Below are 21,386 nucleotides of genomic sequence, written 5' to 3' on the forward strand. Positions count from 1 at the left end.
CAGCTCTTCCCCTGATCAAGGGAAGGTTGGGAGGGGTCGCATAATGTACAACCTTATAGAGAGTTGGTGCAAGACGCTGGCTCAATTTCTTACCTGCAACAGCAATTGTTCGGCACTCCTGGCCCATTGCGAGTTTCCTTGCATTGCAAATAAATCTCTGGCGTGTTGTAAAACTCGTTGCGCCTCGCTGCCCTGCCCCTGGCTGATGAATACCAAACCTGCACCAAAGTAGGCATTGGGGTAATTGGGATTTGACTCTGCCGATCGCCGGAACGCATTTAATGCCTGATCCAGTCTGCCCTGTTCGTACAGGATGGTTCCCAGGCTATAGTGAGCTTCAGCGTAGTTAGGGTTGATTGTGACTGCTTGTAGAAGGGCTTGAGTTGCCTGATCAACATTTCCTAACTGGAGATAGGTCATGCCTAAATGGTAGGCAGATTCGGGAGCATTGCTGATCTGTAACGCCCGCTGGAGGGCTTCGATCGCCCCTTGAGCATTACCCTGCATGCGGCGAACCAGCCCCAGATTATAGTGACCCACTCCTAAATTCGGATCCAACAAAACCGATCGTTCTAGATATTGCAAAGCCAGATCAAGATTATTGCCCTCCATCAATGCGGCTCCCAGGTTGGCGTAGGCCAGGGCAAAATCAGGCTGTGCCTGGATGGCTTGATGGAAGGCATTGGCAGCGTTTTGTAGATCGCCTTTCTGCCGCAGAGCCAGCCCTAAATTGTAATGTGCCAAAGCCATACCAGGATTCAGTGCGATCGCCTGCCGAAACGCTTCAATCGCCGCATCAAGCTGTCCCTGCTGAATATGTTGGAGTCCCAGATTTAGCTGACCTTCAGCGGTTGAGGTTTCCGACTGAGCATCAATACTGAGGGTAGGGAGGGATTGGGCCAACCCCACCGAAGGAACCGCAGCGATGAGCAAAGCCAAGCCAACGTGACTTAAGTAGGCGATCGTCCATTTCCAACCTCGGCTCATATTCACTCTGCTCCTTCTGTACCTATCCCTCTCCATTCGCCAAGCAATTGTAGTGTGGAACAGCAGAAATGAATCACAGAATTGGGTTAGTTTACTAATTGCAATCTCGATTTTCGATCGTCTCGTCGGGCATCGTCGTCCGACAAAGGAGAGCCGTACTCAGATCAACCCCTTCAAGATTGGCCCCGGTTAAGTTGGCACGACGCAAATTTGCTTCTACTAAAATTGCTCTGGTCAGATCAGCTCCAGTCAGGTCTGCTCGCGCCAGGTTCGTCCCCACCAGATTGGTTCCACGTAGAGTTGCATTGCTCAAATTCGCTTCTGCCAGAAAGCTCTCTGCTAAATCCGATCGACTCAGATCAGCCCGGCTCAGATTAGCCCGACTCAAATTAGTTTCTCGCAGATTAATCACCGTAAGTCTGGCTCGGGTTAAATCCGCTCTGGGTAGCGTTGCTCTGGATAGGTTAGCTCCATCCAGATCGGCATTTCGCAGGTTGGCATCACCCAGATAGGCTCGACGCAGATCCGCCTCTACAAGATTGGCTCTACTGAGATTGACATTGCTGAAGTTTGCATCCCTTAAAACTGCACCCATCAAGTTCGCCCGGGTGAGATCCGCCCCCGTTAAGTCAGCATCTATCAGGTTGGCATCCTGTAAGGTACTGTCTCCCAGATACGCTTCACTTAAATTAGCTTCGCTGAGATTGGCTTCATTCAGCATCGCCCCATTCAAGATTGCTTCGCTAAGAGCCGCTCCATTCAGATTTGCTTTGTAAAAATTGGCTTCACTGAGGATAGCCCGATGTAAAAATGCGCCTTTCAAGTTCGCCTCTGAAATATTAGCTCCCCGCAGCGTTACATCTCCTAAGTTTGCCTGCTCCAGGTTTACTGTCCGCAAATCAGCCCCATCGAGTTCACATTTGGAACAGGCCTTTTCCGCTAAAAGACGACTGACGCGATTCACCTTTGCCGTCCGCCTGGAAACGGCCCATCCCGCCAAGGTCGCTAACAGGGCAAGATAAACGGACAGGATTAAGAAAGCCCTTAAATTACGCCGATCCAGGGTGACGGCAGCCATGATATTGCCTCGTTGAATACCCATTACAGGCTCCAGTTTAACTAGCCGCCCCAAACTTTAGCGAGAATGGTTTCTGGTTTAACATCGCCAATTTTTCCCGAGGGGGTATAAATTCCCTGAAATTTCTCGTTTTCCGGCAAAAACTTTTGAGGATTTTCGGCGCAAAGATTGCCAATGTGTAAACCTGGAGTGCCACCGCTAAATGCATGGGAACGCTATTGACGCACAGCATCAGGTTTGCTCCGGCAATGATGGCAGCCAACTTACCGATGTCATTGGGTTGGGTGACTTTCAAGTCTGGGCAAGCCGCCAGCAAGCTGGGCACAAATTCTACATCGTTGGGATCCTGGATGACCAACAGAGGTAGATCGGGCTGACGCTGCCGAAAATCTTGAACGATCGCCTGCCAGTGTTCGATCGGATAACGATCCCCAGCACTTTCCTCTCCCAGCAGTTGACCTCCGCCACCATAAATCAGCACGTAACTGCTAATTCCCAGCCGCTTTTGTTCAGCTTCTGCCCAATCCAGATCAGACTTAGGAATACTGATTGCCAGTTCAGGACTGGATTCAGAGATTCCCAACCCCTGCAACAAATCATGGTAGGTCTCTGCCAAATACTGATCTGACTTCAGAGGAACTGCGTCCGTGAGAAAGATCCCAGCCCCACCGCCGCCATAACCCACTCGCACCGGAACTCCAGATAACCAGAGCAGTAAACCTGTTCCCCACCCCTGCCCAACCATAATGGCAGCATCGTGGTAGCGATCGCGCATCACCCCGAGCAGGTTGGCCCAATCAGCCGGACTGTTTCGATCTTTATAATCAAAGGTGAGAACTTCATCGACCGACGGACACACTCGATACGCCGCCTTCGCTGCGGGTCTGACGACCACATTAATCTCAGCACCAGGGTACTTTTTCCTGAGACTATCCAGGGTTGGAAAGAACAGGATCTGGTCATCAACCCCACCGGGGACAAGAGCTACTACTCGCATATAGAAATATTTCGTTACGAGAATATCGCTCCTTATTTTAGGGGAATGCATCCCCAATCTGAAGCAGGTTTCACGTTATTGTATGATTTGCTGAAATTTGGGGCGTTAGGAGTCAGGAGCCGGAAGTCGAAAGTTGAAGGATGCAGTAGACGCAGGGTGGCCGTTGTTCGCTGTCTGGATGCCCATTTCAGAGGTTCGCTGGGAGGCGAAGGGAACGATCAAGACCAGTCCAGTCCCAACACCACAGGTGTAACCCAAAAATTAGAGTTTGCAATTTGAAGAATCTTAAAGTGACAGAATCCGAAACCCAGAATCCAAAATTCAAAACCCCAAATTCCGAATCAGAAGCCATCTGGCAGCAGGGGGCACTCCTCGAACTTGAAATTAGCGATCTGAACCATAATGGGGAGGGCGTAGGACGATCGAACGGACGAGTCGTGTTCGTCCCCGATACCGCACCAGGCGATCGGCTGCTCGTTCGTTTGATTCGGGTGAAACCCCAATATGCCCACGGCAAAATTCATGAATTGCTGCAAGCCTCTCCCCATCGCATCCGACCGGGCTGCATCGTGGCGGACAAGTGCGGCGGGTGTCAGTGGCAGCATATTGACTACGATTATCAAAAAACAGTCAAACAAAATTTAATCATTCAAGATCTAGAACGCATCGGCGGCTTCTCCCATCCCCCGGTCAACCCTCTTCTCCCACTCCCCACTCCCCACTCCCCACTCCCCACTCCCCACTCCCCACTCCTCACTCCTCACTCCTCACTCCTCACTCCTCACTCCCCCCACTCCCCCCACCTCCACTACCGCAACAAAGCCACCTATCCCCTATCTCGATCGACAACCACGGGACAGGTGCAGGCAGGCTACTACCAGAAAGGCAGCCATCAACTGATTAACCTGAACCAGTGTCCCATTCAGGATGAACGACTTAATCCTCTCCTGGCAGAAATCAAACAAGAGATTCAGCAACGGGGCTGGTCAATTTACAACGAAGCCAAACACCAGGGAAAGCTGCGCCATTTGGGGTTACGAATCGGGCGGCGATCGGGGGAAATGCTCCTCACCCTGGTTTCTAAAGAAAGCTCCCTGGAGGGTTTGGACGAGCAAGCTGAGGTGTGGCTGGAACGGTATCCCACTCTAGTGGGCGTTTGCTTAAACCTCAACCCCGATCGCACGAATGCAATTTTTGGACGGGAAACGCACTGCATTGCAGGTCAACCCTATCTCCATGAAGAATTTGCTGGACTGACCTTTCAAATTCAGCCCACCACCTTTTTTCAGGTCAATACAGAGCAAGCTGAATCCCTGCTCCGGTTCATTCAGACAGAACTATCGCTCCAGGGGCATGAGGTTCTGGTGGATGCCTACTGCGGTGTGGGAACATTGACCCTACCCCTGGCAAAGCAGGTGAAAAGGACGATCGGCATGGAAATTCAACCAGAGGCGATCGAGCAAGCCAAGGTCAATGCAGCTCTGAATCAAATTAACAATGTTGATTTTCAAGCGGGAAGCGTTGAACAACTCTTGCCCAGCCTATCTGTAACGCCAGATGTTGTGCTCCTGGATCCTCCCCGGAAGGGCTGCGATCGATCGGTCATTAATGCCCTGCACGCCATTCAACCCCATCGGATTGTTTACGTGAGTTGTAATCCTGCCACCCTGGCCCGCGACTTAAAGCTTCTGGGCAATACCTATACCCTCACCGTTGTTCAACCTGCCGATTTCTTCCCCCAGACGGCCCACGTTGAATGCGCTGCTTTTCTGACTCGCCAAGCTTCGGAGTCAATTTAACTCTAATGATTGGACTCTAGGATTGTTTGACAAATACGGCGCGATACACGGGTTCCCCCTTAGCCAGGGTCGATTGCTCTCGTTCCGTGGGAACCGGTAGGGGATTTGTGGGCAGCCAGTCTGTTCCTTGTTGCACAAAGGCTGGGTGTTCTCGAAAGCGATCGCACATTGCGATCGCCACCGCTTCAACATCTGATTGCAGCAGCACTACACCCTCAGGGCTTAAATAGGTTGCCAAATCCTGTACCAGCCTGGGCTGAACCACTCGCCGCTTTTGATGGCGTTTTTTAAACCAGGGATCGGGAAACTGAATCGTGACGCGCTGTAGGCACTGGGCAGGCAGCGTAATCAAAAGTGAATTCAATGACTGATTCGCATTGCAGAAAATAAAGTGGAGGTTGTCTAACCCTAATTCCTGCCGCCAGGTGTTAGCCTGCACCACCAGGGGTTCCCGAATTTCCAATCCCAAAAAGTTCCAATCGGGGTACTGCTGGGCCATGGCTACCAAGAAGTGTCCCCGACCGCAACCAACATCTAGATGCAAGGGGCGAGATAGATCAGCATAGGCTTCGTTCCAGGCGGGTGGAGTGACGGACTGTTGATATTTCTGACTGAGCGGATTAACGTGCTGGCGAACTCGAACGACTGCCAATTTGCCTCCTCTTAAAAACAAAAAACCAATGTAGGGTAGTAGAGTACGCAATCAATCTTCTGTTAATTTTTACAACCCTCAATTTTATTCTTACTTCCTCTTTGTCCCAATGCCGTCATCTTTCCGTTTTGCCGTTCTCAGTGATCCCCACATCGCCCTCCCTCATACTATTTGGGATCACCCCAGTCGCTTTCATCTCGTTGAAGTCAGCATTCCCGCGCTGGATCTGGTGCTGGAGCAAATCGCGCCACTGGAGATTGATTTTCTGCTGATCCCCGGCGATCTGACCCAACATGGTGAACCTGACAATCATCGTTGGTTGGCTGAACGGCTCGCCCAACTGCCCTATCCCGTCTGTGTCGTTCCGGGAAATCATGATGTGCCCATCCAATCCGCAACTGAGAAAACGATCGGCTTATCTGACTTTGCACTCTACTACGAGCCATTCGGCTATGGCGATCGAACTCAGCCCTACTACATCCGCGAGATTGTACCGGGGGTGCAGGTGATTGGACTAAACTCCATTTTCTTTGATCCCCACGGTCAACAAACCAACATGGGACGCATTGACGAGTGCCAAATGGAGTGGTTGAAGGAGGTTTTGACCAAAATTCAGGAAGATGATGTGGTGCTGGTCATGGTACACCACAATGTGATTGAACATCTCCCTGGCCAGTCCAGCAATCCTCTGGGGCAACGCTACATGCTGGAAAATGCCCCAGCATTACTCGATATTTTACAGGGGGCAGATGTCAAGCTTTTATTAACAGGACATTTGCATGTGCAGGACATCGCATATCAGCAGGGAATGTATGAAATCACCACCGGCTCATTAGTCAGCTACCCTCATCCCTATCGAGTTTTAGCCTTTCAGCAAGACTATCAGGGTAGACAACGAGTGCAGGTCGAGTCAGGTCGAGTCACTGAAGTTCCTGGATGGGATAACCTGGCGCACCATTCCAGAGAGTGGTTGGGCGATCGCTCCTTCGAGTACATGGTTCGTCTACTCACCCAGCCACCGCTCAATCTTCCTCGTAACGAAGCTGAAACCTTCGCACCAGCCCTCCGCTACTTTTGGGCTGATATCGCTGCCGGAGATGCCATGTTTCATTTTCCTGACTTTCCAGCTAAACTCAACCACTATTTCCAGCAGTTTGGTGCCATTAATCAAGATGGGAAACCCCATCCCATCGACAATTTCACACTGCTGACTCTCAAATAATGCCAAAATCAAATATCCTGAAAAGGTTGAATCCGTCAAGTCATTACGGGGCTTGTCGAGAAAACCGAACTTAGATGGAAAAAACAAATTGACAGAACCCCTGTAAAATCGATATAGTTAGAGACTGTGGAAACTTTAAGGACACATTTCGTAGGCAAGGTCTGCCATCGCTCATGCCAACAATTCAACAACTAATCAGTAAAGAACGACAACAAGCACAGAAGAAAAGCAAATCTCCGGCGTTGAAGAGTTGCCCCCAACGTCGTGGCGTTTGCACAAGGGTCTATACCCAAACACCTAAAAAGCCAAATTCGGCTTTGCGGAAAGTTGCCAGGGTGCGCTTAACCTCTGGCTTTGAAGTAACAGCCTACATTCCTGGGATTGGCCACAATTTACAGGAGCACTCCGTTGTAATGATTCGTGGCGGCCGGGTAAAAGATTTACCGGGTGTTCGCTACCACATCATTCGTGGAACATTGGATACGGCCGGAGTGAAGGATCGTAAGCAGGGACGCTCTAAGTACGGTGCTAAACGCCCGAAGAGTTAGGGATTGTTCAGGAGTTCTCTGAATGGTTCGTAGCTGCTTAAGGTATTTCAGTATTGGTAGGCAGTGCGTTTCTAATGTCTGGCAGAATTTGGCAGCCGTCTAAATCAACAGTTGCCCTTTAACGTGGTTCATGGGGCAGTGCTTTGAGAGCGATCGGGTTTGATACGTTTGGTGATGTGGGGCTGTTCTGCTGGGTTCGGTATTTGTGAAACGCGATAGATTGAGAAGCGGAGCGTCTGAAAGGTGCAAAGCGTTCGCGGTCTATCCTAATCATTTGCCTGCGTTCGTCAAAATCGAGATTGTGTGAGCGTTGGCGATTTGACGAAGTTTCTTGCTCCTAAATATTTCTTGTGAAGTTTACTCGTTAAGGTCTATCTATCCCTATGTCCCGTCGCACGGTTATTCAAAAGCGTCCGATCGAAGCTGATCCCACTTACAACAGTCGTCTGGTGACGATGATGGTCAGCCGTTTGATGCGGAGCGGCAAAAAATCTCTGGCTTACCGAATTGTCTACGATGCCTTCAAGATCATTGAGGAGCGGACTGGATCAGAACCGCTAGAAGTCTTCGAGCGGGCTGTGAAAAATGCTACGCCCCTGGTGGAGGTTAAAGCTCGTCGGGTTGGTGGAGCTACCTATCAGGTGCCAATGGAGGTGCGCTCCGATCGGGGAACTGCTCTCGCCCTTCGCTGGCTGACTCAGTTTTCCCGGAATCGGCCTGGGCGAACTATGGCAGGTCGTTTGGCCAATGAGCTGATGGATGCTTCCAATGAAACGGGTAGCACCATTCGGAAGCGGGAGGAAACGCATCGGATGGCTGAGGCGAACAAGGCGTTTGCTCACTATCGTTACTAAATTTCTGGAAGCTACACCCGACAACAGATAGAAAGTATAGAATCTTAACAGACGGACGCGATCGGCAGATTGCGTCAGAGAATAAGGAGGTGGCTGTGGCACGTAGTATCCCGCTCGAACGGGTCAGAAATATTGGAATTGCTGCACATATTGATGCAGGCAAGACAACAACAACCGAGCGCATCCTGTTTTATTCCGGTGTGGTTCACAAAATGGGCGAAGTCCATGAGGGAACCGCAGTTACAGACTGGATGGATCAGGAGCGGGAACGGGGCATCACCATTACCGCCGCAGCAATTAGCACCTCCTGGACTCATCGTGATCCTGGCGATCCGAATCAGGCCCTGGATGGGGCTTCGGAGCACCGGATTAATATTATTGACACGCCTGGACACGTAGACTTCACGATCGAAGTGGAGCGATCGATGCGGGTGCTAGACGGGGTGATCACGGTTCTCTGTTCTGTGGGTGGCGTACAGCCTCAAACTGAAACAGTCTGGCGACAAGCAGATCGCTACAGAGTTCCCCGAATCATCTTTGTCAACAAGATGGATCGAACGGGAGCAAACTTCTTCAAGGTTTACAATCAGGTACGCGATCGGCTTCGCACCAATGCTGTTCCGGTTCAGATTCCGATCGGCAGTGAAGATCAGTTCCTGGGAATTGTAGATTTGGTGAGGATGCAGGCCTATCGGTATACCAACGACTTAGGAACTGACATTCAGATCACAGACGTTCCTGAGGAGATGAGGGAAATCGTCCAAGAGCATCGCACCATTCTGCTGGAAGCGGTCGCTGAAACCAATGATCAGCTGATCGAGAAATATCTTGCAGGGGAAGAGCTTTCTGAACAAGAGATCACTACAGCCCTGCGGAAGGGAACGGTGGATGGGACAATTGTTCCCGTTTTGTGTGGCTCTGCCTTCAAGAATAAGGGAGTGCAACTGCTGCTAGATGCGGTTGTTGACTACTTACCTGCTCCAACCGAAGTTCCCCCTATTCAGGGTACTCTGACGGATGGCAGTACTGCGGTACGTCATGCCAGCGATGAGGAACCCCTCTCCGCCCTGGCCTTTAAGATCATGGCTGATCCTTACGGTCGTTTGACCTTTGTGCGCGTTTATTCGGGCGTGCTGACCAAGGGTAGCTACGTTTACAATGCCACCAAGGGTAAAAAAGAGCGCATTTCTCGCCTAATCGTCTTAAAGGCAGACGATCGCCAGGAAGTCGAAGAGTTGCGAGCGGGCGACTTGGGGGCTGCTCTGGGATTGAAGGATACCTTCACTGGAGACACGCTCTGCGATGAAGCTTCCCCCATCATTTTGGAATCTCTGTTTATTCCAGAACCGGTCATTTCGGTTGCAGTGGAGCCAAAAACAAAGCAGGATATGGAGAAGCTGTCAAAGGCACTTCAATCTCTGTCCGAAGAGGATCCCACCTTCCGAGTCAGTGTTGATTCGGAAACCAACCAGACCGTGATTGCCGGGATGGGTGAATTGCATCTGGATATCCTGGTCGATCGGATGAAGCGTGAATACAAGGTTGAGGCAAACATCGGCGCGCCGCAGGTTGCTTACCGAGAAACCATTCGCAAGGCGACTCAGGCTGAAGGCAAATTTGTCCGACAAAGCGGTGGCAAAGGCCAGTATGGTCATGTCGTAATCGAAGTAGAACCAGGGGAACCTGGCACAGGCTTCGAATTTGTCTCTAAAATTGTTGGCGGTACTATCCCCAAGGAGTATATTTCTCCTGCGGAACAGGGGATGAAAGAAGCTTGCGAATCCGGTATTGTTGCGGGCTATCCAGTCATCGACTTGAAGGTGACACTGGTGGATGGGTCGTACCACGACGTTGATTCTTCAGAAATGGCGTTCAAGATTGCAGGTTCAATGGCAATCAAATCGGCTGTGATGAAGGCATCACCTGTCCTCTTGGAGCCTATGATGAAGGTTGAGGTCGAAGTACCTGAAGACTTCATCGGCAACGTGATCGGCGATCTCAATTCCCGTCGAGGGCAAATTGAAGGTCAAGATACGGAGCAAGGAACTGCTAAGGTTACTTCTAAAGTGCCATTGGCAGAGATGTTTGGGTATGCTACAGACATTCGGTCTAAGACTCAAGGTCGTGGCATATTCACGATGGAGTTTAGCCACTACGACGAGGTTCCTCGCAACGTGGCTGAAACTATCATTGCAAAGAGTAAAGGGAACGCATAGTCAGTTAAAGAGGAACGGATAGATACATGGCACGCGCAAAGTTTGAACGGAATAAACCTCACGTCAACATTGGCACAATCGGTCACGTTGACCACGGTAAAACGACCCTGACAGCAGCGATCACAATGACCTTAGCGGCTGCCGGTGGTGCAACGGCTAAGAAGTATGAAGAGATCGATGCTGCACCCGAAGAAAAGGCGCGGGGTATTACGATCAACACCGCGCACGTTGAGTACGAGACAGATAATCGTCACTATGCTCACGTTGATTGCCCAGGACACGCTGACTATGTGAAGAACATGATCACGGGGGCAGCGCAGATGGACGGTGCAATCCTGGTGGTTGCAGCCACGGACGGTGCAATGCCACAGACCAAGGAGCACATTCTTTTGGCTCGTCAGGTGGGTGTCCCCAGCATTGTTGTCTTCATGAACAAAATCGATCAGGTAGACGATGAAGAGCTACTTGAACTTGTGGAACTCGAACTGCGCGAACTGTTGAGCGAATACGAGTTTCCAGGAGACGATTTGCCCGTGATTCAGGGATCCGGTCTGATGGCTTTGGAAGCGATGATTGCGAATCCCAAGGTTGGACGGGGTGATAATGAGTGGGTTGACAAAATCTACGCTCTCATGGATGCCGTAGATGAATATATTCCTACTCCTGAACGGGACGTGGACAAGCCTTTCCTCATGGCAGTGGAAGATGTCTTCTCGATTACAGGTCGGGGTACGGTAGCCACTGGTCGGATCGAGCGTGGCAAAATCAAGGTCAACGAAACGGTTGAGCTGGTTGGATTGCGCGATACTCGGACGACGACTGTAACCGGAATCGAGATGTTCAAGAAGAGCCTCGAAGAAGGGATGGCAGGAGATAACGCAGGACTGCTGCTGCGAGGTCTGAAGAAGGAAGATATTGAGCGGGGTATGGTGATTGCCAAGCCTGGTTCAATCACACCTCACACCCAGTTTGAGGGTGAAGTTTATGTGCTGACTGAGAAAGAAGGGGACGGAAAACGCCATTCTTCTCTGGCTACAAGCCTCAGTTCTACGTGCGGACAACCGACGTGACGGGCACGATCAAGACCTTCACAGCAGACGACGGCAGTGATGCTGACATGGTGATGCCGGGAGACCGGATTAAGATGACGGTAGAACTGATCAGCCCGATCGCCATTGAGCAGGGAATGCGGTTCGCAATCCGTGAGGGTGGACGCACGATCGGTGCAGGCGTTGTTTCCAAGATCGTCAAGTAGTCCATTGTCGTTACTTTGATCAAAGCCATTGACAACCGTTTGTGTTGTTGATGGCTTTGGTGCCGAGCAGTTCCAAAACCAGTTGAACCTAGACAATTTAGATAGCATTTGCAGGTGTAATTTCAAATGGCAGCCATCCAACAACAAAAGATTCGGATTCGTCTCAAAGCCTTCGATCGCCGTTTATTAGATACTTCATGCGACAAGATCGTCGATACGGCGAACCGTACCAATGCAACTGCGATCGGGCCAATTCCGTTACCCACAAAGCGGAGAATTTATTGCGTTCTGCGCTCACCTCACGTGGACAAAGATTCCCGCGAACATTTTGAAACCCGAACCCATCGCCGTATCATCGACATTTATCAGCCCTCTTCAAAAACGATTGATGCTTTGATGAAATTAGACCTCCCTGCTGGGGTTGACATCGAAGTGAAGCTGTAGGAAGAACTTTACGGCTAACTTTGCAGCCGTGGCTTTGGAGAACGGCAAACAATAAGATAGACTAAGTGTAGTTAAGTAAAGCTAACTACACTTAGTGCCTGGGTTTGGGTAGTGGGTGTTCGGTTTAGCATTACGTGCAGATGTGTTGAGTTCCCCACGGGAATTTGCTCTTACGATGACATCTTCTTCAGTCGCAGTTTGTGAACTTCCGCTTTTTCCCCTCCCTGAATTGGTTCTTTTCCCTGGTGTTAAGCTGCCACTTCACATTTTTGAGTTTCGCTACCGGATCATGATGAATACTATCCTTCAGGGCGATCGGCGGTTTGGAGTGTTGATGGTTGATCCGGCAGATGGTCGTGTTTGCCAGGTCGGTTGCTGCGCTGAGGTGGTTCACTATCACCGGATGCCTGACGATCGGATGAAGATTGCAACGGTAGGACAGCAGCGGTTTCGCGTGTTGGATTTTGTGCGTGAGAAGCCCTACTATGTTGGGTTGGTCGAATGGATCGAAGATCAGCCGCCCGAACAAGATTTGAGAGGACTGGCTACTGATGTTGATCACCTCCTGCGTGTTGTGATTCAACTTTCAGCGAAGCTAACTGGACAAAGCATTGAGCTACCGGACGATATTCCCAGTTTGCCAACTGAGCTATCCTATTGGATCGCAGGCAATCTGAAGGGGGCAGCGCAGGAACAGCAAGCTCTTTTAGAAATCCAGGATACGGCATTACGGTTGGAGCGCGAGATTGAGATTTTGACCTCTACTCGCAATCATCTGGCTGCCCGTTCGGCCCTTGAGGATGCCTTTAAGTCATAGGGCTCTAGTAGACCTCGGCAGCAATACGCCTACCTTTCGTAGTGCAGGCTTCCAGCCTGCGCGGGCAAGATGCCCGCTCTACGGTTGCTCAATTCACGCTCGCTTCTACTAGTTATATAGGGATCTAGTCATAGGGATCTACTGTAAGGGCGCACTGCTGCGCCTTCCTACTGAATGCATTTTTTGTTTGCGACCGATCCGCTCAGTTCCATCAGTTGCCAGTTCTATCAGTTGACGTGAAACTTCCCGTTTTGATCCAGAATGGTGATATCGTAGCTGCCATAGACTTTGAGGGTCTCGGTACAGTCCTGTAACTCGTGGAGAGCAGATTGCACAGTTTCAGTACTGGTTGAAGCTTCAAGGTCTACGAAAAACAGGTACTCTCCCAACGATCGTTTGGTTGGGCGGGACTCAATGCGGCTCATGTTAATGCCCCGACGAGCAAAAATTTGCAAGGGCTGAAGCAATGCTCCAGGAACGTTGGCAGGTAAACTGAATGCAACAGAGGTGTTGTTCCCAAGAGCCAGCGGTTCTAAGCTCAGTACCCAAAACCGGGTGCAGTTATCGGGGTGATCGTTGATGGGATGCGCCAGAACCGGCAATTGGTAAAGCTGGGCCGCTCGTTGCGAGGCGATCGCCCCCGTAGTGGGATTATCCTCTAAATGCTTCAGAGCTTCCGTTGTGGAATTAGTCGGAATCAATTGGGCAGTTGGGGAGAATGTCTCCAACCATTTTTGGCACTGAGCTAATGCCTGAGGGTGTGAATAAATCACCTGAATTTGAGAAATTTCTGGAGCACGAGAAATCAGGGCATGGGAGATGGGTAAAACCAACGCCTGCTGAACTCTGAGCACATCAATTTGCCAAAGCGTATCCAATGTAACGGTAACGCTGCCTTCGATCGAGTTTTCAACCGGGACAACAGCAAACTGAGTGTCACCATTAGCAACGGCTCGTAAAGTTTGAGGGATACTGGGAAAAGGTTGCAACTGAATATCTGCTGTCGTCCGTTGAGTTAGCCATTGTGCGCAAGCTAAGGCAGCACTTTCAGCATAGGTTCCAGTTGGTCCAAGGTGGGCGATCAAAACGGTCATAGGGTTCTTAAAAATGGAGATGAGACTTTGCCAGGCGAAACAGGAAATGCAATTAAAAGGAGGGCATGTTAATAGACATTAAGTAGACATTAAGTAAAGATATCAAGCTAATTAGTCCCTTTCTATTGAAACATTTGATGAAGCCAGCTCAGAAAGCGGGACAGTTAAAGTCTATACTCCGTAAGGTCAAGGTAGATTTCTTGGAAATTTTGTAAAATTTAGTTAACTAGCTGTCAAACCTTTACGACTGCTTCTATTTACTCATATGCCAACTCAATTTTATGCGTCTCAATCCATTGAGCTAGCTGTACCGGAGCAGCCCATTCCAATTCAGCATTATCTACGTCAACCTCAACGACTGATTCAGTCTCTGGTTGATCCTAGTCGAGTTGAGCCCCTGGAAAATAGGGATTGTTTTCGATTGAAAATGCGCCCTCTCAGCTTTCTAACGCTGAATATTCAGCCAACAGTGGATATGCGAGTCTGGGCAACGTCGGATGGTGTGATCCATCTGCGATCGTTGGCTTGTGAAATTCGCGGCGTTGAATACGTTAATCAGCGGTTCGCGCTTGACTTAGTGGGAAAACTTGCCCCCCGGCAGGTTGAGCGGAAAACCTATTTACAGGGACAGGCAGACTTGCAGGTGCAAGTAGACCTTCCTCCGCCTTTCCTGCTAACGCCGAAGCCAGTTTTAGAAACGGCGGGCAATGGCCTATTGCGCAGCGTTTTATTGACCATGAAGCAACGCCTGACCCACCAACTACTATCCGATTATCGGGCATGGGTGGCAATGCGCGTAGAAGAGGAAGGCAGGGTGAATAGCTCCTCCTCACTGTTATCCCCCAATCATTTATCTTCTAATCACTCAGCAATTTGAAGCATGATTCACTGAATCCATTAACCTGTTTAAGCTTACGATTGCCAGCCTTACTGCGACAGATTACTGCGATAGGTAAAGTTCCTCCTGGATTAGCTCTGTTTGAACGGGTACAGCTTGAGCTGGTTCTATTGGGTCTTGTTCCAGTTGGCATGGACTGAACGATCGACGGTGCTGTTTAGAAATTCCAATTTGCTTGAGGGCAAGCCGGTGCTTGACGGTGCCATAGCCCTTGTTCGTGTCCAGGTCATAGCCAGGATACTTCGCTGCGAGCCGAACGATCAATTCATCCCGCCAAACTTTGGCAATAATACTTGCAGCCGCAATCTCTAGACAGGACTGATCACCTTTAACGAGGGATTGTTGAGGCAAAGTCAAGCCTGGAATGCTTTGATTACCATCAATCAGGCAGAAATCAGGCGGAGGCATAAGCCGGACGATCGCCCGCTTCATGGCCAGCAAACTGGCTTGCAAAATATTAATGCGATCGATTTCCCGAACTGATGCCATGCCAACTCGACAATCCACTGCCACAGATTGAATGTGCCTGGCAAGGTGCTGCCGTGCCGCAGGCGATAGTCGTTTACTGTCCGTTACCCCTGCCGCAACCAAATCAGACTGTGCCGATCGCGGCAAAATGACAGCTGCAGCTACAACCGGGCCAAACAGTGCACCCCGTCCAACTTCGTCCACTCCGGCAATCCGTTCATACGCATCATCAAAGCTGCCATCAACGCTGCCATTCATCCTGAATTGGGAAAACAGCAAATCAGACGGTTGAGCCACAATGAGACTCCCCTTTAATACTGATATTTTTCTGAGTAGATTCTGGGATTACGACCCGCCAGTCATCCCAACCGAGGAACGACGGCGACGACGACGGCGAGTTGTGTCTACCTCAGTGTCATTGTTGGTGGACTCTTCACCATTGTCCCCATCATCACCGTTAACATCAGACTGACTCAAATTTTCAGCTTCCACGAAGCTTCCTGAAGCAGGTTCCCGATGGAATGGGGTATCCACGGGTTCATCCTCAGCGATTAATTCATCGGAATCGGCATCTACATCATCGGTGTCCCTTGTCAGCTCAGGCACTTTACTGGGCAGGGCAGACAGAATCTCGTGGGGTGTGACTTCAGACAGCGATCGACTGCTTTGTCCTGGTAAAGTCACTGCGATCAGGGCTGATTTGGCATCTTTTACCGTTTCAGTGGCTAATACCAGGGGAGAAATTCCCATCAAAGCATACACATCCTGCTCCTCTGGAGTCATCTCGACTGAAATGACCTGGGGTGGTTCAGCAGGGGCTTTTTCTCGACGGGGCGATCGACCTCGTTCAGGCTTATCAGGGCGACCTTCTCGTGCTCCCCGGCTTGGAACAGGGCTTGCCGAAATTTCTTCTGGTGCTGCATCCTCACCATCCAATTCGGGCAGAGGTTTGGTCGTTCCTCGCGTCACAGGCTCACCCACCTTGAGGCGGCTCCGACGACGACGGCGACTATCACCCTTACTCCGCTCTTGATAGTTGGGGTGGTTGATGATATCCAACTCTTGCAAATCTGCGGCAGGTTCCAGGTCGAAATCATCGTTGGGCTTTTCCCAGGTCTCCCGTGGTTGCGCAGGTCGAGGTTCAGGCGCAGTGAAGGCCCGTAGCGGTTCAACGGGTTCAGGTGTTTCGGACTCCGTTTCTCCAGGTAGGTGAACCAAATGACCTAAGCCACCACAGGAAGGACAGGTTCGTCCAAACAGTTCGTAAATGTTCTGTCCCTGTCGTTTCCGAGTCAGTTCCACCAGTCCCAACTCAGATAGTTGAGCAATTTGGGGTCTGGCTTTATCGGCTTTCAAGGCTTTATTAAACTGTTCCAACACCTGTAGCTGATCACGGCGAGAATCCATGTCAATGAAGTCTACAATGATTACCCCAGCAATGTTGCGCAGCCGCAGTTGACGGGCAATTTCAGTAGCTGCTTCACAGTTTGTCCAAAGTACTGTTTCCCGAGCTGTAGCGGAACGGGTAAAAGAACCTGAGTTTACGTCAATAACGGTCAGAGCTTCCGTACGTTCAATAATGATGTAACCGCCAGACGGCAAATCTACTCGTGGCTTGAGAGCTTCTCGAATAGCGGCATTGACCCGGAAGTACTCTAGAATCGGGATGCGATCGCGGTGATGGTCAATCAAAACTCCCTGGGGAGAGCGACCATTACTCCAATTCAGCAAATGTTGCTTGACCCGCTTCAGTCCCGTGTGGGAATCCACCACAATCCGGTTGACATCAGCACTATAAACGTCCCGCAAAACACGCTGAATAAAGTCATCATCCCGATTGAGCAAGCTGGGGGGACGGGTAGAGACGGCTTCTTGCTGGATGCTTTCCCACTGTTTCTGCAACAGTTCGAGATCTTCCAGAATGGCTTCTTCCGGCATCCCTTCCGCCTCGGTGCGAATCAATAAGCCCATCCCAGCCGGTTTAATCAAAATGCCTAATGCCCGCAAGCGGTTGCGCTCCGCCTCATTCCGAATCCGTCGAGACAGGTTTACTCCCCGCCCGAACGGCATCAGAACCAGATAGCGCCCCGGAAGCGTAATGTTACCCGTTAGCCGAGGGCCTTATTGCCCGTCGGCTCCTTCATAATTTGCACTAGCACCTTTTGCTGAGGTGCAAGCAATTCTGTAATCGAACCAGCAGCCCGACGCAGGCGTAATGGGCCCAGATCAGAAACGTGGATGAACCCATTGCGTTCACTGTCGCCAATGTTAACAAAGGCAGCGTCAATACCGGGCAAGACATTTTCAACAATGCCTAGATAAATATCACTAACCTGATGAGTTCCTTTGGCGACAATCAGTTCCTGAATCTGATCTTCTGAAAAGACAGCAGCAATGCGATGCTGTTCGGCAATAATAATCTGCTTCGTCATTCAATTTCCTCAAAAACGGGTTGTCGTAGTGAGGCTAGCGAGCAGTGTGCCGCCTCTGCTGCGACTCAAATCTACAGTACGTAACGTAAACAGTGTGAAGAATTCTGTCATGATGAGCGGGAGTTAAAGCACGTTTCTATCCTGGACAAGACCTGAGGCAGGATAAACTTTGCTCGATTGTGGGTAGCCAGAACAACCCAGATACCTGGATTTCAGGGCAGATGATTGAGTCAATGGCTGATAAACAACCTTTCGACAGATACCTTCTTACACAGACAGGCAACCGACAATCGAAGTTGAGTCAAAAACCTGGCAGAAGCGAACCTTGCTCCATGTCTGGTGCCGATTGAACCACTGGCAAGCCCAGAGAGAATTCAGTCCGCAACGGCTTCTCTTGCAATGCATTATAGCGTGGAGAAACTCTTCCGCCATGAGTATCAATAAACATTTTGTGAAGAATAGAGAATATCCGGGTTCACCTGAGTCGAAATTTAACTTAACTCCTGAGTTCGCTATTGCCCACGGTTTCATGCCGCTGCTACAAGAAACAGTTGGTTGCGGTGGGCGGCTAGTAGATGGAATGCTTTGCCTGTGACTAATTCCAGCATATGGATAATATGCTCTGGACGCAGCATCGTGCCATCATTGCGACAGCTTCCCACGAAACGCAAGACAACGGCTTCTGAATGGGCAGAAAGGGATTGCCTCTGACTGAGTTTTGAGGAATCTATCGGCACTACTTCCAGTTCCCAAAGCCGATCGCGGAGATTGACCCACTTTTGCTTCCCTGATTTTGTGGTGTGTTCCATCAGCAGTTCAGGCGTTGCCAGAATTTGACCCACCCAGTCCTGCCACTGAGCGACGGAGGGATCTGGATCCGGCGTTTCGTCTGCCAGACAAACCGCGATCTGATATTCGGCTTGTTCTAGCTGCTGAGTTGCAGAGGACGTGCCTGGAGCCAACTCTTCCACCCGATAAATTGGAACATCGGCAGGAAGCTGGGCTGCAAACTGATGGTGAAAGGTATTTACATCCATGGTCTGGGTCAGATCAAACTCAGCAATTTCAGCCGAACTTGTCACTCCCAGCGACAGGGCATTGGCAAAAGAGATCCGAGGGCCAGGGTGAAACCCTCCCGTAAAGGAGATGGGAATCGCAGCTCGACGGATAGCGCGATCGAATAGCCGCACCAGATCCAGATGGCTCACTAAGGACATATCTCCCTGCTTGCCAAACCAGACCCTTAACCGCTGTACCCGTTCTTGATGGGGAACAAAGTGTCCTGAGAATTTGGGAATGGGTAAGGGGGGAACCACGATGTTGTGCCCAAAGTCAGCTCCGCAGACACCACAGTGGGAACAACCTTCAAAGGAGCAATCAGGAACCGTGGCAGCTTCTAAGGCTCGATGCAAGTCAGCTTGCAGCCAGTCCTTATCAATCCCGGTATCGACATGATCCCAGGGCAACGGTAACGCCAGGAGGTTCTCCAGGAATGAGACTTCATGGGCCTGCGCTTCTCCTTTGAACTGTAGATTCCATTCGCCCGATTCTACTGCTCGATACTTGCAGTCCAGTCCAGCTTCCTCAATGGCTTCCGTCCAGGCACTGAAAGCGCGATCGAGGCTTTCCCACCAGGCATCCATACCCGCCCCCAATTCCCAGGCGCGACGGATCACCGCCGAGAGCCGCCGATCGCCCCGTCCCAGGAAGTCTTCCATAGCTGACAGGCGAATATCGGTGAAGTTAGCCTTTACCCCGCGAATAGTACGGAACTCCTGCCGCAGCAGGTCTTGCTTACGCCGGAATTCTGTAGTAGAAACCGAGTGCCATTGAAACGGCGTGTGAGGTTTGGGGGTGAAGTTAGAAATGGTGACGTTAAAACTAATGGGTTTTCTACCCTTGGTGCGACACTCCTGTTGCAACCAGCGCATGGTTTCCGCAATGCCCAACACATCGGCATCCGTTTCCCCTGGCAACCCAATCATGAAGTAGAGCTTTACCCTATCCCAGCCCTGCTCGTAGGCAGTTTTTACCCCTCGTAGCAGTTCTTCATTGGTTAATCCCTTGTTGATAATGTCCCGCATGCGCTGGGTTCCTGCTTCGGGCGCAAAGGTCAGGGAAGCTTGCCGGGTGCCGCCAATGATGTGAGCAATGTTCTCATCAAAGCGATCGACCCGTTGGCTGGGTAAGGACAGAGAGATATTTTCACCCTGAAGCCGGTTTTTTACCTCCAGACCCACTGCTGGTAGAGCCAGATAGTCCGAACAACTCAGAGAGAGCAGCGAAAACTCATTATATCCAGTGGCACGCATGCCCTGTTCGATCGCATCCACCACCTGATCGGGGGCAACATCCCTGGCTGGGCGGGTTAGCATCCCTGGTTGGCAGAATCGACACCCGCGGGTGCACCCCCGTCGGATTTCCACGGTCAGGCGATCGTGAACGGTTTCGACATAAGGTACTAAACCAATTGAGTAGGCAGGAATTGGATCAGCAACTCGGCGAAGAACCCGTTCTGGCACATCAGCCCGATTAGGATGCACCGAGCCATTTGAGTCCACATCATAAAACTGAGGCACATAAACCCCAGGCACCTGAGCCAAGTCGAGCAGCAATGCCTCCCGATCTAATCCGGCAGACTTGCCTTCCTCAATCACCAGAGCAATTTCGGGCAGTAACTCTTCCCCATCTCCCAGGGCAATGAAATCCAGGAAATCTGCGTAGGGTTCGGGGTTAGAAGTCGCAGTTTGTCCGCCTGCAAAAATGAGGGGATAGCAGCCCTGTTCAACATTCCACGCGCCACTCTGCATGCGCTCGCGCCAAGTTAGAGGAATCTGGGCTAAATCGAGCATCTCCAGGATGTTTGTCGCCCCTAGCTCGTAGCTAAGGCTGAATCCTAGAATATCGAAGGCTGTAAGCGATCGCTTTGACTCTACGGCAAACAGGGGAGTTTGGGTTGTCCGTAACTTCGTAGCCAAATCAGGAGCTGGAAGGTAAGCGCGATCGCATAGTTGGCGGGGCTGAGCATTGAGGATGCTGTAAAGGATGATGTGGCCTAAGTTAGAGGCTCCAACCTCATATACCTCTGGGTAAGTCAGTACCCAACGGACACTGGCGGTTTCCCAATCTTTGTGAACGGAACCCAACTCATTGCCCAGGTAACGGGCAGGGCGGGAGATTTCTGGGGTTAATAGCTGTTCAACTGCAACTGCCACAATGAATCGAATCCCAACGCAACGGACTAGAAGGCTATATAAAACAAGGCTATAGCCTTAACTATACCGAATGTAGATGAAACCCTGCTTGAACGGCTAAACGACTGCTGCGGAGATCCAGGCTGAACATTACCCTAAACAACCGACGCATAGTCACCTTAAATGTTCGATGACCATGCGTCCTAAAGCCTCAATGGATGAGACTTCAACTCAACTCGATATTCGCCGTTTGAACTAATTCCGCAAGCCAGTGCGATCGTTAGTCCAGCGTGGATCTTGATCTTAATGACTCAGATGATTCAGTCCAGTCTTGCCTCAGGTACAGCTACCATTCCAGAAACCTTTGCCCAGTTCAAATCCCATTGTTGCGTGAACTGTGTCCTCACAGAGGGGGAATAGCCTGGTTAGAA

The 21,386-nt window shown here is 50.6% G+C and carries 14 protein-coding genes and 3 pseudogenes; 9 read left to right on the forward strand and 8 right to left on the reverse strand.

The window, feature by feature from the left end; translation table 11 throughout:
- Positions 1-81 precede the first annotated feature (81 nt).
- The 3 genes and pseudogenes from ACM1PF_RS17645 to ACM1PF_RS17655 all read right to left on the reverse strand — a co-directional run bounded on the left by ACM1PF_RS17645 (position 82) and on the right by ACM1PF_RS17655 (position 3,062).
- Positions 82-987, reverse strand: coding sequence for a tetratricopeptide repeat protein (locus tag ACM1PF_RS17645; protein ID WP_416665763.1), 906 nt, complete (start codon positions 985-987; stop codon positions 82-84).
- A gap of 94 nt (positions 988-1,081) precedes the next feature.
- Positions 1,082-2,089, reverse strand: coding sequence for a pentapeptide repeat-containing protein (locus ACM1PF_RS17650; RefSeq protein ID WP_416665765.1), 1,008 nt, complete (start codon positions 2,087-2,089; stop codon positions 1,082-1,084).
- A 17-nt stretch (positions 2,090-2,106) separates the two neighbouring features.
- A pseudogene (locus tag ACM1PF_RS17655) lies at positions 2,107-3,062 on the reverse strand (glycosyltransferase family 9 protein).
- Between the two features lie 290 nt (positions 3,063-3,352).
- Between ACM1PF_RS17655 and rlmD the strand changes: the two are divergent.
- Positions 3,353-4,861, forward strand: a complete 1,509-nt coding sequence (gene rlmD / locus ACM1PF_RS17660) for a 23S rRNA (uracil(1939)-C(5))-methyltransferase RlmD (protein ID WP_416665768.1) — start codon at positions 3,353-3,355, stop codon at positions 4,859-4,861.
- 16 nt (positions 4,862-4,877) lie between these two features.
- Here rlmD and trmB read toward each other — a convergent pair whose 3' ends face one another.
- Positions 4,878-5,513, reverse strand: a complete 636-nt coding sequence (gene trmB / locus ACM1PF_RS17665; protein ID WP_416665770.1) for a tRNA (guanosine(46)-N7)-methyltransferase TrmB — start codon at positions 5,511-5,513, stop codon at positions 4,878-4,880.
- Positions 5,514-5,622: 109 nt separating this feature from the next.
- On the opposite strand from trmB, the gene ACM1PF_RS17670 reads away from it, so the two are divergent.
- The 7 genes and pseudogenes from ACM1PF_RS17670 to ACM1PF_RS17700 all read left to right on the forward strand — a co-directional run bounded on the left by ACM1PF_RS17670 (position 5,623) and on the right by ACM1PF_RS17700 (position 12,869).
- Complete coding sequence (locus ACM1PF_RS17670) at positions 5,623-6,735, forward strand: metallophosphoesterase family protein (protein ID WP_416665772.1); 1,113 nt, start codon at positions 5,623-5,625, stop codon at positions 6,733-6,735.
- Positions 6,736-6,908: 173 nt separating this feature from the next.
- On the forward strand, positions 6,909-7,283 hold the full coding sequence (gene rpsL, locus ACM1PF_RS17675) for a 30S ribosomal protein S12 (RefSeq protein WP_416665774.1): 375 nt from the start codon (positions 6,909-6,911) through the stop codon (positions 7,281-7,283).
- A gap of 383 nt (positions 7,284-7,666) precedes the next feature.
- Positions 7,667-8,137: a 30S ribosomal protein S7 gene (gene rpsG, locus ACM1PF_RS17680; RefSeq protein WP_416665776.1), complete on the forward strand. Its 471-nt coding sequence runs from the start codon at positions 7,667-7,669 to the stop codon at positions 8,135-8,137.
- 95 nt (positions 8,138-8,232) lie between these two features.
- Entirely contained in the window at positions 8,233-10,353 is a 2,121-nt protein-coding gene (gene fusA, locus ACM1PF_RS17685; RefSeq protein WP_416665778.1) for an elongation factor G, read from the forward strand.
- Positions 10,354-10,379: 26 nt separating this feature from the next.
- Positions 10,380-11,608 (forward strand): annotated as a pseudogene (gene tuf, locus ACM1PF_RS17690) (elongation factor Tu).
- Positions 11,609-11,734: 126 nt separating this feature from the next.
- Entirely contained in the window at positions 11,735-12,052 is a 318-nt protein-coding gene (gene rpsJ, locus ACM1PF_RS17695) for a 30S ribosomal protein S10 (RefSeq protein ID WP_416665780.1), read from the forward strand.
- A gap of 175 nt (positions 12,053-12,227) precedes the next feature.
- The gene (locus tag ACM1PF_RS17700) at positions 12,228-12,869 is read left to right on the forward strand and encodes an LON peptidase substrate-binding domain-containing protein (RefSeq protein WP_416665782.1); all 642 of its coding nucleotides are present in this window, start codon (positions 12,228-12,230) and stop codon (positions 12,867-12,869) included.
- A 227-nt stretch (positions 12,870-13,096) separates the two neighbouring features.
- Here ACM1PF_RS17700 and pheA read toward each other — a convergent pair whose 3' ends face one another.
- A complete protein-coding gene (pheA, locus tag ACM1PF_RS17705; RefSeq protein ID WP_416665785.1) occupies positions 13,097-13,963 on the reverse strand; it encodes a prephenate dehydratase in 867 nt (288 codons plus the stop codon).
- Positions 13,964-14,228: 265 nt separating this feature from the next.
- Here pheA and ACM1PF_RS17710 point away from each other — a divergent pair, with 265 nt between their 5' ends.
- Positions 14,229-14,840: a DUF1997 domain-containing protein gene (locus ACM1PF_RS17710; RefSeq protein WP_416665787.1), complete on the forward strand. Its 612-nt coding sequence runs from the start codon at positions 14,229-14,231 to the stop codon at positions 14,838-14,840.
- Between the two features lie 63 nt (positions 14,841-14,903).
- Here the strand turns inward: ACM1PF_RS17710 and ACM1PF_RS17715 are convergent, their stop codons facing one another.
- From ACM1PF_RS17715 to ACM1PF_RS17725, 3 genes and pseudogenes are all read right to left on the reverse strand, one after another.
- Positions 14,904-15,587, reverse strand: a complete 684-nt coding sequence (locus ACM1PF_RS17715) for a ribonuclease HII (RefSeq protein WP_416676707.1) — start codon at positions 15,585-15,587, stop codon at positions 14,904-14,906.
- Positions 15,588-15,674: 87 nt separating this feature from the next.
- Positions 15,675-17,761, reverse strand: a pseudogene (locus tag ACM1PF_RS17720) (Rne/Rng family ribonuclease).
- A 527-nt stretch (positions 17,762-18,288) separates the two neighbouring features.
- Positions 18,289-20,976 (reverse strand): TIGR03960 family B12-binding radical SAM protein, encoded by a 2,688-nt coding sequence (locus ACM1PF_RS17725; RefSeq protein ID WP_416665789.1) that lies wholly within the window; start codon positions 20,974-20,976, stop codon positions 18,289-18,291.
- Between the last annotated feature and the right edge of the window lie 410 nt (positions 20,977-21,386).

Source organism: Egbenema bharatensis FJBBOT/2019 (genome assembly GCF_048077055.1).
GTDB lineage: Bacteria > Cyanobacteriota > Cyanobacteriia > Elainellales > Elainellaceae > Egbenema > Egbenema bharatensis.

Coding starts and splice junctions, on each gene's coding strand:
- ACM1PF_RS17670 (WP_416665772.1), top strand. CDS start 5,623: ATGCCGTCATCTTTCCGTTTTGCCGTTCTCAGTGATCCCCACATCGCC.
- rpsL (WP_416665774.1), top strand. CDS start 6,909: ATGCCAACAATTCAACAACTAATCAGTAAAGAACGACAACAAGCACAG.
- pheA (WP_416665785.1), bottom strand. CDS start 13,963: ATGACCGTTTTGATCGCCCACCTTGGACCAACTGGAACCTATGCTGAA.
- rpsG (WP_416665776.1), top strand. CDS start 7,667: ATGTCCCGTCGCACGGTTATTCAAAAGCGTCCGATCGAAGCTGATCCC.
- ACM1PF_RS17710 (WP_416665787.1), top strand. CDS start 14,229: ATGCCAACTCAATTTTATGCGTCTCAATCCATTGAGCTAGCTGTACCG.
- ACM1PF_RS17700 (WP_416665782.1), top strand. CDS start 12,228: ATGACATCTTCTTCAGTCGCAGTTTGTGAACTTCCGCTTTTTCCCCTC.
- rpsJ (WP_416665780.1), top strand. CDS start 11,735: ATGGCAGCCATCCAACAACAAAAGATTCGGATTCGTCTCAAAGCCTTC.
- ACM1PF_RS17645 (WP_416665763.1), bottom strand. CDS start 987: ATGAGCCGAGGTTGGAAATGGACGATCGCCTACTTAAGTCACGTTGGC.
- ACM1PF_RS17715 (WP_416676707.1), bottom strand. CDS start 15,587: ATGAATGGCAGCGTTGATGGCAGCTTTGATGATGCGTATGAACGGATT.
- ACM1PF_RS17650 (WP_416665765.1), bottom strand. CDS start 2,089: ATGGGTATTCAACGAGGCAATATCATGGCTGCCGTCACCCTGGATCGG.